This window comes from Planococcus notacanthi (genome assembly GCF_030407825.1).
Lineage (GTDB): Bacteria > Bacillota > Bacilli > Bacillales_A > Planococcaceae > Planococcus > Planococcus notacanthi.
In genome coordinates this window covers 113,553-129,176 of sequence record NZ_JASDCQ010000001.1, presented here as the reverse complement: position 1 = coordinate 129,176, position 15,624 = coordinate 113,553, and the positions used below count along the sequence as shown (strand labels likewise).

Annotated in this window: 13 protein-coding genes; 1 reads left to right on the top strand and 12 read right to left on the bottom strand. The window is 42.4% G+C overall.

The genetic code is table 11. The features are described from left to right. Positions 1-10: 10 nt before the first annotated feature. The 5 genes from rfbA to QMA01_RS00520 all read right to left on the bottom strand — a co-directional run bounded on the left by rfbA (position 11) and on the right by QMA01_RS00520 (position 6,447). Positions 11-901, bottom strand: coding sequence for a glucose-1-phosphate thymidylyltransferase RfbA (gene rfbA, locus QMA01_RS00540; protein ID WP_191714472.1), 891 nt, complete (start codon positions 899-901; stop codon positions 11-13). A gap of 17 nt (positions 902-918) precedes the next feature. Then, on the bottom strand, positions 919-2,070 hold the full coding sequence (locus QMA01_RS00535) for a DegT/DnrJ/EryC1/StrS family aminotransferase (protein WP_290214083.1): 1,152 nt from the start codon (positions 2,068-2,070) through the stop codon (positions 919-921). Between the two features lie 38 nt (positions 2,071-2,108). Next, the gene (locus tag QMA01_RS00530; RefSeq protein WP_191713708.1) at positions 2,109-3,587 is read right to left on the bottom strand and encodes a lipopolysaccharide biosynthesis protein; all 1,479 of its coding nucleotides are present in this window, start codon (positions 3,585-3,587) and stop codon (positions 2,109-2,111) included. 621 nt (positions 3,588-4,208) lie between these two features. Next, positions 4,209-5,120 (bottom strand): glycosyltransferase family 2 protein, encoded by a 912-nt coding sequence (locus tag QMA01_RS00525; protein WP_191713707.1) that lies wholly within the window; start codon positions 5,118-5,120, stop codon positions 4,209-4,211. A gap of 199 nt (positions 5,121-5,319) precedes the next feature. Then, positions 5,320-6,447 (bottom strand): right-handed parallel beta-helix repeat-containing protein, encoded by a 1,128-nt coding sequence (locus QMA01_RS00520; RefSeq protein ID WP_225218313.1) that lies wholly within the window; start codon positions 6,445-6,447, stop codon positions 5,320-5,322. A 382-nt stretch (positions 6,448-6,829) separates the two neighbouring features. On the opposite strand from QMA01_RS00520, the gene QMA01_RS00515 reads away from it, so the two are divergent. Next, on the top strand, positions 6,830-7,837 hold the full coding sequence (locus QMA01_RS00515) for a GNAT family N-acetyltransferase (RefSeq protein WP_290214082.1): 1,008 nt from the start codon (positions 6,830-6,832) through the stop codon (positions 7,835-7,837). Between the two features lie 6 nt (positions 7,838-7,843). Here the strand turns inward: QMA01_RS00515 and QMA01_RS00510 are convergent, their stop codons facing one another. The 7 genes from QMA01_RS00510 to QMA01_RS00480 form a co-directional block, all read right to left on the bottom strand. Further along, positions 7,844-9,313 carry a lipopolysaccharide biosynthesis protein gene (locus tag QMA01_RS00510; RefSeq protein ID WP_290214081.1) on the bottom strand — a complete coding sequence of 490 codons (1,470 nt, stop codon included), beginning with the start codon at positions 9,311-9,313 and terminating at the stop codon, positions 7,844-7,846. 40 nt (positions 9,314-9,353) lie between these two features. Further along, positions 9,354-10,319 (bottom strand): glycosyltransferase family 2 protein, encoded by a 966-nt coding sequence (locus tag QMA01_RS00505; RefSeq protein ID WP_290214080.1) that lies wholly within the window; start codon positions 10,317-10,319, stop codon positions 9,354-9,356. A gap of 302 nt (positions 10,320-10,621) precedes the next feature. Continuing rightward, on the bottom strand, positions 10,622-11,587 hold the full coding sequence (galE, locus tag QMA01_RS00500) for a UDP-glucose 4-epimerase GalE (RefSeq protein ID WP_290214079.1): 966 nt from the start codon (positions 11,585-11,587) through the stop codon (positions 10,622-10,624). Positions 11,588-11,841: 254 nt separating this feature from the next. Beyond that, complete coding sequence (locus QMA01_RS00495) at positions 11,842-12,972, bottom strand: right-handed parallel beta-helix repeat-containing protein (protein ID WP_290214078.1); 1,131 nt, start codon at positions 12,970-12,972, stop codon at positions 11,842-11,844. Between the two features lie 135 nt (positions 12,973-13,107). After that, on the bottom strand, positions 13,108-13,380 hold the full coding sequence (locus QMA01_RS00490) for a hypothetical protein (RefSeq protein ID WP_290214077.1): 273 nt from the start codon (positions 13,378-13,380) through the stop codon (positions 13,108-13,110). Between the two features lie 176 nt (positions 13,381-13,556). After that, positions 13,557-14,042 (bottom strand): VanZ family protein, encoded by a 486-nt coding sequence (locus QMA01_RS00485; RefSeq protein WP_290214076.1) that lies wholly within the window; start codon positions 14,040-14,042, stop codon positions 13,557-13,559. Between the two features lie 185 nt (positions 14,043-14,227). Beyond that, positions 14,228-15,238: a GNAT family N-acetyltransferase gene (locus QMA01_RS00480; RefSeq protein ID WP_290214075.1), complete on the bottom strand. Its 1,011-nt coding sequence runs from the start codon at positions 15,236-15,238 to the stop codon at positions 14,228-14,230. Positions 15,239-15,624: the final 386 nt, after the last annotated feature.

Below are 15,624 nucleotides of genomic sequence, written 5' to 3'. Positions count from 1 at the left end.
AGGCGCCCCTTTATGAGTTATTCGGTAATAATGATTTTTCAGAAGCAATATCCAGCAGGTACTGGCCATAATCCGTTTTTTTCAAAGATTGCGCCAACTCGATCAATTGCGCTTGATTGATATAGCCTTTCCGGTATGCGATTTCTTCCAGGCATGCCACATACAGCCCTTGCCGCTTTTGGATAGCTTCTACGAAATTGGAAGCTTCCAGTAAAGCTTCATGTGTTCCGGTATCGAGCCAAGCCAGTCCGCGCCCCATAATATTGACCTGCAATTCGCCGCGCTTCATGTACTCATCAACAACGGAAGTGATTTCTTTTTCTCCACGCGCGGAAGGTGCGACTCCTTTTGCAATCTCAACGACTTTATTGTCGAAGAAATAAAGGCCAGGAATCGCATAAGAGGATTTCGGCTTCTCCGGCTTTTCCTCAATAGAAATGACATTCAGCTCGTCATCCACTTCCACTACACCGTAAGCTCTCGGATCTGCTACATGACAGCCGAAAATGATGCTGCCATTCGTCAGTTCAGCTGATTCCTGCAGACGGCTTCCGAAATCCGATCCGTAAAAGACATTGTCGCCGAGTACCAGTGCCACAGGCGAATCTCCAATAAAACTTTCACCGATTGTAAAGGCTTCAGCTAATCCATTCGGCTCTTCCTGAATCGCATACTCCAATTTGATGCCCAGTTTTTGTCCATTGCCCAACAAACTCAAAAAGCCGGAGATATCTCTTGGCGTTGAAATAATCAGGATTTCCTTGATTCCCGCCAGCATCAACACAGATAATGGATAATAGATCATCGGTTTGTCGTAGACAGGCAGCATTTGTTTTGAAATTGATTTGGTCAACGGGTAAAGGCGCGTTCCCGTTCCACCAGCTAAAATAATTCCCTTCATCATCGATCCCTCATTTCTTATAGTTGAGATACACTTTCCTGAGCAACATGCAATTCCCGAATAATTTCACAAATGGCTTTGACTGATTCAATCGGCAAATCACCGTAATAAGGCATCGCAAGAACCTGTTGGACCGCCCGTTTCGCATTCGGCAGATTTTCAGGTCGCGCGGATGGCAGTTCGCTGTACCACTCGAAATCGCTGCATAAAGGATAGAAATACTTTCTGGCAAAGACCTTGTATTTTTGGAGTTCCTGATGGACAGTATCCCTCGACTGCCCGAACACCGCTTCGTCTATTTCAATGACAAAATACTGGTAGCTGCTGGATTCGTCTTCAAGCCCCGTTAAAATCCGGATGCCGTCAATATCCGATAAATTCTCTTCATAGGCTTTTTTGATGGTATGGCGTTTTCTTCGTTCGCCTTCAACCACTTGCAGCACTTCAATCCCGACACCCGCCTGGACTTCATTCATTTTGGCGTTCAATCCCGATAACACCACTTCTTCAGCATTGGCAAGCCCGAAGTTTCTCAGCAAATCCAACTGCCTGCCGAGTTCTGGATCATTGTAAGTTAAGGCACCGCCTTCGATCGTATTGAACAATTTGGTGGCGTGGAAACTGAACATCGTCATATCGCCGAAACTGCTGATCGGCTCCCCATTGATTTTGGAACCGAACGCATGGGCGCCATCATAGATGACCTTCAGGTTATGCTTATCGGCAATGGCTTGAATTTTTTCCACATCGCACGGATTTCCGAAAACATGGACACCCAGAATGGCGCTTGTTTTTTCGGTGATCAACGCTTCGATTTTATCGGCATCAATATTGAAGGTCTCCGGATCGATGTCACAAAACACAGGCGTTAAATTATTCCAGTCCAAAGCTTGTACCGTAGCCGGAAATGTAAACGGCGTCGTAATGACTTCCCCCGTCAGTTTCAACGCTTTCAAGCCGAGCAATAAAGCCATCGTGCCATTTGAAAACATGGAAATATGTTCTGCCTCCAGATAATTTTCGAGCTGTCGGCTCAATTCATCATGTTGCGCACCGAAATTCGTCAATTGTTTGCTGTCCCAGACCTTTTTTATCCGTTCTGTGACATCGGTGATATCCGGCAACAAAGGCCGTGTCACATAAATCGGTTGTTCAAAAGCTTTAGCCATTACATTCCCTCCCAAGGTTTAAATCCACTTTCTGCCAATCAACCCGTCTTAGCGGGCTTAATCTTTTTTATGACAGGTACCAATAAGTCAAGAACGGTATCGAATTCCTGAATTTTAAACAGTTTGCTAATCGAGATATAGAGCACTACACCAATTCCAATCTGGCAAAGCAAGGTCGGTAGATTGGAAAAGGGCAAAAATCCGCCGATGCCGTAAACTACTGCGCCCATCGCCAAAGAAATGCCATAGATCGGAAACAAGTCCTGAATCTGTTCTTTGACGCTGTATGAAATCTCGCGGCCAGAAAAATAGATATTGATGAATAAGGAAATGTGCGAGTCAATGACCACTGTGGCCACTAAGGCGGTAATGCCCCAATCCATCCAGAAGACAATAAATATCAGCACTGTCGGTACAATGGTTTTAATGATTTCTAAATACAGAAATAGATCCGAACGCCCTTTCACTTGAAGAATGTTCAAGTTCAATGCGTGTATCGGATACAGCATTCCGGCGATGCACAATAGCTGGAAGTAAGGGATCATCTCTCTCCACTTTTCGCCGAAAACCAGTAAAATCAGCGGCTCCGCGACTGCCGCCACACCGACCATAACCGGAAAAATGAGAAATCCGGAAAGTTTGATGATTTTCTTAAAACTTTGCTTCAGCCTATCGTGCTGCTCTTGGATCCCACTCAATACCGGGTAAGTTACCCGCTGGATGGTCGCCGTCATCGCTTGTGTAGCGACATCGCTGAATTTCGAAGCATTCGTATAATGGCCTAAAGCAGTGGGCGTATATTGCTTGCCGATGATGAGGTAGTAAATGTTGTTATAGGTTGTATCAATCAAACCTGACACAAGCAATTTCCAGCCGAAACCAAAAAGCCGCTTGAAGGATTCTACACTGAAAACCAGTGAAGGCATCCATCTCCTGGAGAAAACCAGCAACAGCGCTTGAATAAGATTCAAAGCCAGCATCCGGATAACCAAACTCCACACACCAAAACCAGTCAGTGCCATGGCAACTGCTACAATGCCCGACAGCACACTTGCTGCCATATTAACTTTTGCCTGCACCTTGAAATTCACTTCTTTGGTGAACATCGCTCTAGGAATGATCGAGAACGCATTCACGATGACACCTAATGCCAGTACCCGGATAATCGACGTCAATTGATCTTGATCGAAGAAGTTGCTGATCAGGGGCGCCGAGACAAATAACGCTGCATAAATAAAAATCGATACAGCCAAGTTGAAATAGAACACCGTTGAATAATCGGTTTGATTGGCTTTTTGATCCCGTATCAATGCTTGTGTAAAGCCGCTGTCGACAAGTGAATTCGAAAGTGCAACGAACACCAGAATCATTCCGATCAACCCAAAATCGGCAGGAGCCAATAACCGCGCCAGGATAATTTGAATAATAAACTGCACGCCTTGATTTCCTAACATGTCTCCGAAGCTCCACAACAGACCGCTGATTGTTTTTTTCTTTAATGACTTTTCCTGTTTCATCTGCCGGCTCCTATCAATGAAAACTTTTGATATAGAACGTTATCCGAAGTGCCTAAATGTTCAGATATTTGTAATTCAACTATTATTTAATCATAAAAGGTAGGTAAATAACATCTATTTTACGCCAATAAGAACTTACCTCCTTTTTAGATACAATACTTTATGCTTATTTTCACTTCTTGAATTTCATTCTAACATACTATAAGTCATAAATAACAGATAATTTAGATTATTTTTGTATTTTTAATATGAAAATTATTCCACTATCTTTTAGAAAACTAAAAGTTTCGTAGCTATTTCTACAAATTTCTAAGTAAGACTCTTCATTTAACTGTTATATCCTTCCTGTTTTTTAGAAAAGTTGAATAAGGAGATTATTCCAATTGTTAAAACCGGCTTTCGCCTTTCCCATTAAAAAAAGAGCCGGATTAAAGTTCATCCAACCCTTTCTATTTGATCAAATTTCGCGTCTAAAATTCTTCTCTAGAGATCCCGCCAGATAGCCGCTTTAAACTAATTCCAATGCATGAGAATTAATAGCAAAAGGCGATTCCTGAGAATTGGCCATGCCAACTTTCAGGAACCGCCTTTTATTTGTTCAGGATTATATCCAGACATTTTTCAGATCGTAATCCGTTTGAAGACCCGCTTAAAAAATTCCGGTTGCATGTAGAACTGCCGGTACCCTTTTTTCAAGGTCTCTTTTATTTTTAATTGTTTCAATAAGATATAAAAGCGGTTTCGTCTTTTCGTGCGATTGATGACGTAATCATATTTGAAATTAGTGAAAGTATTGATTTCGTCGAGCAAAACGGCGACTTCCTGGAGGTGTTTTTGTTTTGCGGCAACATCAGAGACTTGCATATCCGTCCAGGAACCTTTGACCTCTACCCGGTAAGCAGCCATATTTCGATCCATGTAATAGAAAGTACCTCTCAATGCCCCCCAGATAACCAACGGATAATCGCCAATGGTGGCATTCAAATAAAACTCCGGCATCTTAGGTATTTTTTCGCGAGAATACAAAATCGAGTTGGTGGCGAACAGGTCTCCCCCACCCTCAATCACTTCTTCTACTGAAAAGAGTTTATCCTTATGGCTCGGCCGTATAGTCGCGACTTTTTTCTTGCTTACCGCAGAGACCTTTTCTGCAGCATGGACACACATGCTGCATTCAGGGTGCGCCTCCATATAATCGACTTGCCTCTGCAACTTTTCCGGATCGGTCCAATAATCATCACCTTCACAAATCGCCAAGTATTTTCCTCGCGCCCGTTCATCGTTGAACGTCTCAAACGGAACATCTTTGGAATACTGATTTTCCGTCTGGTAAATGGGTTTGATGATATCCGGATATCTTTGTTCATAACTTCTAATGATATCAGCTGTCCGATCAGTCGATGCATCGTCATGGACTAGAATTTCAAAAGCGAAATTTGTTTTCTGCATCAATATACTCTCTAATGCTTCCGCTATGAAATCTTCCTGATTATAGCTGTTGCACTCAACGCTCACCATTATTTCGTTTACCATAAGTCACAGACTCCTCTTCATTTAAGTAAGTTTCCGTCACCAGCTATAGTGCCTCGGTTCACTAGTACGTGCCTGCTTCAGCTGAATGGAATGCCTCTGAAACTTTTATACATACTACATCTTAACATGAACTTAACTGAATAAACGCATTATTCAGAAATATTAACCATAACTTAACAATTTTGCAACCTATTTCAGGTTATTCGCCTTTCACAAAAAAATTATCTTTTTTATAAACTTTCCGCAACTTCTCATCGCGAATGATTAAATTATTTTCTTCTACCGTGTTTCCTTGTATCTGGTGTCCCTTCCCAACATTGACATAGATGCCCCGCTCGGAATCTTCACGAGGATTGATGGCCAAATTATTAAAAATGCGTATGTTGTGGCTTGGGGTCATCAAATTATTGCCTCCATCACCGGGTCTGACCGCAATATTGAATTCATTGTCGTACGTCAGATTACCGACGATGATATTGGAATCCGCGCCATTTTTAACATCGATGCCATAATAAAATCCACTGACTGAATTCTTTTCGATCACACTTTCCTTTTCGCTTTCAATCGTAATCCCCTGCTGATCGGTATAGCCTTCGCGGTCTTCCGTCACTACACAGCCTTTGACTAGATTTTGTTTGCCACCACCGAATAAGGAAAGATGGCCATCTCCCGAATTTCTGACAACACAAGATTCAATTGTATTATAGTCCGACGCAAAATTAATGATGCCTGAACCATAATTAAATTCGCTCGTCACGTTCCGGACGATATTGTCATTGGCGTGATGCAAGTGGATGCCTTGAGAGTAATTTTTTGTATACACATTTTCTATCGAGCTTTTCTGGCTGTCTTGAAGCAAAATGGCAATGTTCGAAATCAACGACCCGCTCTTCGGTAATTCATCCCCCAGCAAAAATCCGCCTTTCAAATGGACATCCGCCGTATCCGTAATCCAAAATACACCGTATTCGCCTTCGGATTCTGTTTTGAATATCGCTTGTTCCATGATAATCGTAATAGGTTTGGATACCTTCAATGCAAAGTAACTGTCTCCGTATCCAGTGCTTGCTTTGAAATCAGGATTTTTGCTCAATTTATAAATGCCAGGAGGAATATGCATCGTCCCGCCAATCGGAGTTTCATCAATCGCGCGCTGTATCGCTCTTGTATCATCCGTCACGCCGTCACCTTCCGCCTCAAATTGTACTCCTGCATCGATCCTGTTTTCCTCCAGTAAAAAAAGTTTCCCGGTAAAAAAAATGAGTGCCACTCCGATCATCCCCAAAAGAAACAAGAGCCATTTGCTGTAGTTATTATTGGAAATCATTCACATTCTCCTCTTATATGCAATTGAAGATTAAAATTGCCGATCCACCCTGAACTTCATATTCTTTAGTATAGAATATTTTTTCTAAAAATGCACATTTTTCTGAATACTAATACCTCATAAAAAACTTAAATTACAATTTTTCCTTTCTTACTGCTTACTTTTCCTTATATGAATTTGACAAAAACAAAATTACCACTAGCATTTACCTATTTTTTTCGTTACAATCGGTATGAAGTTAAATTTAATTGAAAATTTAGTAATATCAATCATCTTCAGTATGCAGCTGCTGACATAGCAGAATTTTCTCTTAGATTGCAGTCTGCACTACTCGTGAAGGCGTGAATCCACATCAAAATATACGAAGAAATGAGGTTTTGATTTGAGAGATTTATTTTTCATAAAAGATTATGCCCAGTTGTATGAGCATATCGAAGGAGGAACTTGTGAAGTTTTCGAATTCGAACATCCTTTGGGGTCTGTTTATCATCAATTCATTAAACGGGAAATTCCTATCCAACTGGAAGGCGGGCCATACTTTGATCTGCTCACCCCCTACGGTTATGGGGGGCCAGTCATCACGGAACTGAAAGATGACACGCGCAAAGATGAACTGGTCAAACATTTTTGTCAGGCTTTTCAAGTTTATTGCGATGGCCATAAGATTGTTACGGAATTTGTCCGCTTCCACCCGCTTATTGACAATGCTTTGGATTTCAAATCCTGCTATAACGTTTTGTTCAGACGCCACACCACCGGCGTCACTTTGAAAGGTTTCGAAGATCCGGTGCAGGAAGAGTTTTCAGGTTCAACCCGAAAGAGAATCCGTAAAGCGTTAAAGGACGGCGTGACTTACCGGATCACCAGAAATCCTTCTAATTTAGACGAGTTTCAGGACATCTACTTGACGACGATGAAGCGCGTCGGCGCTGGAGACTTCTACTTTTTCGACAAGCAGTACTTCTCCAAAATCATCGATAATCTAGGCGAACACCTGATAATAGTTGAGGCCATCTACGACTCCCAAGTGATTGGAGCAGAAATGCATTTTCACACGGGGGCGTTTGTCCATACACATCTATCAGGAACTGTGGACGGCTTCAATCATTTATCCCCTGTTTATGTCATGACCTACGCCATCGTCGAGTGGGCAAAAGAACATGGAGTGGAATATATCCATTCCGGCGGCGGCGTCCATCCCGGTCCGGACGACTCCCTCTATGTATTCAAAAAAAGATTTGGTAAAAATACCGAATTCGACTATTACGTAGGCAATAAAATCTGGAACGAACAAATATACGAGCAATTGAATCAGCTGACAAATACCGATACAGAAAGCGAACTTTTCCCAGCATATCGGTGGCCCAAAAAACAAACGGTAAGCAGATAATCCTGCTTACCGTTTGTTTTTTTGAGCAAGAACGGAACTAATCAATCCATAAACCGTTCTCAGTTCGCCAATGTTTGCGATCCGGCAAACGGCGATATAAATAAAGATTCCAGCAGTTACCTGCAAGACCATTTGGAAAAGAAGATTCCCTTCAACTTGCTGACCGATCAGCCACACTACAGCACCCATCCCAAACGAAATCAAATAAATCGGAAGGAGGTCACCTAATTTTTCCGTAGCCGGATAAGCCACTTCCCGTTTAGAGACATGGCTGTTGACGAAGAATTCCAAGTACGTATTTAAAATAGCTGCTCCGATCAATCCAATGACCCCCAATTCCAGCCATACTGCAAGGAACAAAAGAATCGTCAACGAAAGTTTATTGATGATCTCTAAGTATAAATATAGGTCCGATCGCCCTTTCACCTGCAGAATACTCAAATCGAGCGCCAAAATGGGGTACAGCATCCCAGCGATGGACAGCAATTGGAAATAAGGCACCATCGGCAGCCATTTTTCGCCAAACACCAACAATACTAAAGGTTCCCCTATTGCAGCCATGCCAACCATTACCGGGAAAATGAGGAAAGCGGCAAGCCTGGTGATGTTTTTATAGGATTGTTTCAAGCGTTCGTGTTCATCCTGGATGCTGCTGAGCACCGGATAAGTCACCCGCAAAATAGTCGCCGCCAAATTCTGCGAAACGATTTCACTGAAACGGGAGGCATTGGTATAATAGCCCAGCTGTGCCGCTGAATATTGCCTGCCAATAATCAGGAAATAGACATTCGTATAGAAGGTATCGATCAATCCTGAGACGAGAAGTTTCCAGCCAAATCCGAATAGACGCTTGAACGAAGACATACTGAACACCAAAGAAGGCAACCACTTTTTCGTCAGCGAGAACAACAGAGACTGGATGGCATTCATCGATAATTGCCGCAGCACCAGACTCCAAACCCCGTAGCCTGCCAATGCCAATCCCACCGCAAAAAGACCGGACAAGATACTGGAACTTAAATTGATTTTGGCCTGCGTTTTAAAGTTTACTTCTTTGGCGAACATAGCTTTTGGAATGACGGCAAATGCGTTAATGACGATTCCAATCGATAGTACCCGGACCAATGCCACCAGCTGCGGTTCGTCGAAGAAACGGCTGATGGCCGGAGCAGCCATGAACAAGATCAAATAAATCAAGAGTGACACAAACAGATTAAAATAAAAGACGGTCGAATAATCCGTTTGGTTGGCGTGGCGTTCGCGGATTAAAGCTTGTGTAAATCCACTGTCGACCAATGAATTCGACAAGGCGATAAATACCAGAATCATACCGATCAATCCAAAATGTTCGGGCAACAACAACCGCGCTAAAATAATCTGGATGAGGAACTGTATGCCTTGGTTGCCTATCAGATCTCCAAAACTCCACATCAGACCGCCAATTGTTTTTTTCTTCAACGATGGTTGTGGTTCCATTTAACGGTCTCCTATCCCCCAGTCCTTCTTGCCGTTCTATTTACTGGACAAATTTCCACTTTGCTTTGCGGATGCTTTCAGTAACATTCGGGAAATAGCGCTTCATCCCCATCAAGACACGTTGTTTTATGCCAAGTTCCAAATAGATTTGCCGAAATTCGCCGCTTTTCGCTTCTTTGAATTTCCTCTGCTCCACCAAAAGCGAAAATTGGTATCCCCGTTTCGCTTTTTCCAATGCATCGCTATATTGAAAATTCGTATATTCATTGATCTCATCAAACATTTTTTCCATGTCGTGATAATGATTGATGCGTTTCATACTGGTGGCCAGCTCACGTTCTGTCCAGGAACCTTTCACCCCGACACGGTAAGCGGACATATTGTCATCCAAATAATCCACCGTCCCATGAAGCGCAGCCAAAATAACCATCGGATAGTCCCCTACCGTCGCATTTAAATAAAACGGAGCCAATTCCGTGATTTTTTCCTTTGAATAAACCATCGAATTTGTTGCCACTAGGTCTCCTCCGCCTTCTATTACACGTTCCATGGATAAAATGGCATTGGTCTTCTCGGGCCGCACAGTTGAAAGGATTTTTTTCTTATCCGATAAAACCCGGTCGGCCGCATGGACAGTCATGCTGCAATTCGGATGTGCCTCCATATAATCGATCTGCTTCTGCAATTTATAAGGGTCTGTCCAATAATCGTCCCCTTCACAAACAGCGATATACTTTCCGTTCGCCCGGTTGTGGTTGAACATTTCCACACGGACTCCTTTAGAGTATTGATTTTCAGTTTGGTAAATCGGCTTAATCAGATCAGGATAGCGATTTTCATACTCTTGGATGACACGCGGTCCTTGATCGGTTGAGGCGTCGTCATAAATCAAAATTTCAAAATCAAAATTTGTCTTCTGCATCAAAAAACTGTCGATCGCTTCGGCAATATAATCCCCGTGATTATAGCTGGTGCAGACGATGCTGACTAACGGATTCTTGTTCATAAGTTTCTCTCCTCTTAATGTAGTTTGGGGATTGAGCGAAAGGGGGTTAATAGCTATTTCAAAAATGGAGAAAGCGAACACAGCCGAAACCGTTACTATATACTCAGTTTCGCTTTGTTTTTCCTATTCTATCACAAACATTAGTCTTAAATATAGATAATTCGCTCTATTTAGAAAATAAATTATGTCATTTTAATTTTCATGCTTTTAATCAGTAAAAGTATTTAATTGCCCTCCGTTTATGTGCCCAAAAAATCCCTTGAGCGATTGGCTGCTCAAGGGATTCTTTTAACTGCTAGTTGTTACTTTGAATGCCATGCCCAGGCGCTGGAAATGATGGCTTCCAAATCGAATGCCGGTTTCCACCCCAAAGCCGCTGCAATTTTAGTGGAGGAAGCGACCAATGTAGCCGGATCTCCTGCGCGCCGATCGGCATACTCAATCGTCGCTTTCCGTTCTGCAATCGCTTCGCAAGCTTTAATGATTTCATTCACCGAGTAGCCTGCTCCGTTGCCAAGGTTATACGTTTCATTCGCAATTTCCCCTTTGGCCATTCCCTCATAGGACAGGATATGCGCACGCGCCAAATCGGTGACATGGATATAATCCCGGACACAAGTGCCGTCAGCCGTGTCGTAGTCCGTTCCAAATACTGAAATTTTTTCACGTTGGCCCAAAAGATGCTGAAGCACGATCGGAATCAAATGCGATTCAGGGTCATGGCTTTCACCGATCGTACCTGACTCATGCGCGCCTGCCGCATTAAAGTAACGGAGCACAACGTATTGGAAATCGTGGACATGGGCAATGTCAGCCAAAACCTGTTCCACCATCAGTTTAGAGCGGCCATATGGATTGATCGGCTTATTGGCGGTTTCTTCCGTGATCATCTCCGTATCCGGAATTCCGTAAGTGGCAGCGGTTGATGAAAAGATGAAGCGCTTAACATTATGTTCAATCATTTTCTCGAGCAACACGAGCGTCGCGCTGACATTATTGCGGTAATACTTCAACGGATTTTCCACCGATTCGCCTACCAGGCTATTGGCCGCGAAATGGAATACGGCATCGATCGCATGATCCGTAAAAATGCGATCAAGCACCGCGCCATCACCTAAATCCCCTTTGACAAAAGTCGCCCGCTCATCAATTAACGATTCAAAACCGGTGGTCAAATTATCCAGCACCACCACTTCATATGTATCGACCAATTCCTTCACTGTATGGCTGCCGATGTACCCGGCGCCTCCACAAACCAGTATTGCCATAAATTTTTTTCCTCCTCTACCTCATAAAAGATGTTTATTGCCTCAATTATACCATTTGAAGGAAATCTGCATGAAAGTATTTCCATCAGAATTGGCTGAACGCACCTCAACTGGCTCCAAGCGCACCTCAACAGCCGATTTCCGCACCTCACTAACCAAAGAGCGCACCTCCATACTCTTTTGCCGCCCCCCTTTTTGTCCATAAAAAAACACGTTCCCCTTGATGCCATTGCTGGCCCCAACAGGATACGTGTTCAGCTTCCATCTTCCGTCACAAAATAATTTTGGCTTTCATAAAGTTCTAAATCTTCCTCAGGCAGAATTAGATTGCCCGGGTTCAAGGTATTGCCAGTCACGACATGCCCGTCACCCGCCCCGACATAGATGCCGTATGAAGATTTATCGCGTGGATCGACTACCATATTGTTCAAAATTTGCGTGTTGTAACTAGGCAGTTGGAGATTTGCACCGCCATCCCCGCCTCGTACAGCAATATTGTACTCATTATCGTAAGCGATGTTCGATTTGATAATGTTCCCTTCCGATCCATTTTTAACATCGATGCCGTAATAAAAACCGCTGACGGTGTTGTTTTCAATCAAACTGCCTTTTTCACTTTCTACCGTAATGCCCTGCTGATCGGTAAATTCCGGGCGGTCTTCAGTAACCATGCAATTGACTACATGGTTCTCTTCGCCACCTCCATACAAAGATAAATGGCCGTCACCGGAATTCCTCACCACACAAGAATCAATAAGATTTCTATTGGAGTCGAAACTGATAATGCCTGATCCATGATTGAACTCTGAAGTTACTTTTCGGACGACATTATTATCTGAATGATTGAGGTGGACCCCTTGAGAAAAGTTTTTCAGATAGGTGCCTTCAATTGAGCTATCGTTTGTATAAAAAAACAATACTCCCACATGGGAAGTTAATTCTCCTTCTGTCGGCTCACGCTCTCCCATTACAACGCCGCCTTTTAAATGGACATCCTCAGTTTCATTGATCAAAAATACCCCATATTCTTCCTCTGCCGTTGTTTGGAGTATGACTTCCTCCATTAAAATAGTAATTGGTTTTGAGATCTTTAGAGCAAAATAACTTTCGCCATATTCAGTAACGGCTAAATTATCAGGGTTTTTACTGAGTTTGTAGACGCCTGGCGGAATTTCCAGCGTACCTCCTGCTGGAGTCTCATCAATGGCGGTTTGAAGTTCCACCGTTTTATCAACTGCTTCTTCTAAATTGGCACTATAACTTTCCTGGCCATTCTCTTCTTCATTTCCTTGCGTTAACTTTTCAATCATCAAAAAGAAATAGCCGAGTCCCACAACTCCTAAGAGCATCAGCAAAACAGATCCTATTTTTTTGTTTTTCTTCATGATATGCACCTCCTTGAGGCAGAATAGCCTTCCTTCTTATCATACAGAATATAGGTGCAAAATCACAGTTATATAACTGAAAATTCAATGTTTATAATTTATTCAGTAAATTAGCCCTAAAAAATACCACATCCATTAGAGTTGTTCTGATGGATGTGGCGCTTTTCTCTCTTTATGAAGTTTAGTGGGTTCAGTTTCTTCAATCAGGGATGTTTCCACTATGCTTTCCTGCATGGTTTCGTTTCCTCGTGCAAGCAATTCCTGACGATGGCCACGGGCCACATCTTCTCTCTTCGAGCTCGCTTTTCCTAAAGAAAAGACAACGGCCAGGACAAACAAAAAGCCGCCGGTAATTAAAGCCCACATACGATCCACCTCTTTTGTTCCAACCTTGCTGATGTCATTCATACTCTACTCCTTGTGATTTTCAAAATACTAGTTTGGTGAAAACTGCTCCCAAACAAGTATAAAGCTTTTCTTATTTATACCATCTTACGATAAATTTTTGGCATTTACTAGGTTCATTTGTCACAGAAAGGTGCATATCGATGAATCTAATGACATAAGACAGGCAGCGGCAATTACTACAATTCCGCTTTTTTCTGCTTATCATCGCTATTTTTCCATAAGCCCACAACTTTAGCAGCAATCATGTAGACCACGACTCCGACCGCAGCACCTGTGCTATCAATTAGAACATCTCTAACTTCACCGCTCCGCCCTTCGATAAACAATTGGTGGATTTCATCGGTCGCTGCAAACAACACACACATCCCAAAACCCAAAAACAATTGTCTCCAACCTCGATATCCACTGCTTTTCCAAGCATTCAAACTTAACAAGCTCAAAAACAAATACGCCATAAAATGAGCGTTTTTCCGGACGAAGGTATGGAAACTTTCTACATTTAATTCAAGGTTCGGAGCCACTTGATCGATAAAATTCAATAGCGTCGCTACAATGCCTGAACTCAAATCACTTGATGCCGAGCCTGGCTGATGCGACAAATAAAAAATGACAGCCATCCACGAAAAGGCGGCAATCCAGGAAATACTTCTATATGCAGTCATTTTACAAATCCTTTACTAGTAGAATCGATTAATGGCATTCGTTTTATTATAGCATTCGGCATCGGAAAACTTCACCTGACATCAGCACTCAATCCTCCAATCATTATTCGTTCCACACTTTTGCCGAACTATAAAAAAAGCCTGCATCAAGATGCAGACTTTTTACTAGAGAGCCTATTGATTTTTTAAGGAACAACAGGTTCTTCAAGATTCTTCTTTGAACGATATGTCGGAAATGATCCTGTGCCCACTTCTGTCCCCACCGTTTTGCAAAGCAATTCATAGACTTTCTGATTCCATATCTTATAGCTGACATAGTACTTGAATTCTGTATTTTTGCCGAATTGTTTTTTCAGCAAGTACAACGGATCATCGATCTCGCCTGTGACACCGCCGCCTTCGTGGATCAGTTCTATTCCATTTTCTTTTCCCCACATCACCAGTGCCTGGCGCATGACAAATGCCGGAGACAGATGATGAAATTCCTCCATGGTACCGGACAGGTGAATGTGGATAAATTTATCGTAGACCATATTCAGGCCCATTGCGATCGCTTGGCCTTCATATAGAACTTCCACTAATAGAATATTTTTTCCTAAATGCTGGAGCATCTCTTCAAAATAGTCATCATTGAAATAGTAGACAGCCTCAGCATTTTTTCTGCCCATCGTGCGATAGTAAATGCGCTTGAATTCTTCCAAATCGGGCGGATTAACTGTCACTCTATACTCCACGCCTGCCGCCAACGCCTTTCGGATGCTTTTTTGCTTAGACTTGGAAAACTCCGATTTGATCGGATCTTCGTAATCCTTCAAGTTTGTTCCGGTAGTGTAACGGCGGAATGTCAATTCATAGCTGCTGTTAAAATCCTGTGCATTTGTAAATAAAGGATGAAAACGGACAAATTCACTGACAATGTTCTCTTTTCGGCAATATTCCTCAAAAGCGCCGTGGAATGCGTGAACCAATTGGCTCTCGCTACCCTCTTGGCAATTGATGATTCTTGGTCCTCCATAGCCATAAGGGGTACTGATGTCATAATAGGGCTCTTCATTGATGCATACCGGAATAAGCCGTTTGATGAACAAATGGCTGACATTCCCTACTGGATGCTGGAATTCAAAAACTTCGCATGTCCCCTGCTCAATCTTTTCGTATAAACGCCCATAATCACGTTCAAAGTAAATATCTTTCACCTGGGCCTTGCCTCCTTGTAGCTGTTCTTTGCCGTAGCAAAGTCAGTATTCTTATTGAATTTCCAACCGTTTACATTACTTCATCTATAGTTAGATAGTTTATCATACTTCCAGAGAATTTCCACTGATAACACTGATTTTTTAGATTATTTGAACTACTTAATGTCAAAACAAGTTGATCCATCCCTGAAATTTTGTTTAGTGACTGAAAAAGGAACAAACTTTACTGCAAGGTAGAAGCATATGACAATGGCTCTCCCCTCCTAAACAAATAAGCTGGCGCCTTCGACTAATCAAATCTTTATAATATTTATCATTTGCAGTTTCCATGATTTATCAGATACTCATGGAGGGTACTTATTAAATATGTGAGGATATTTTCATGT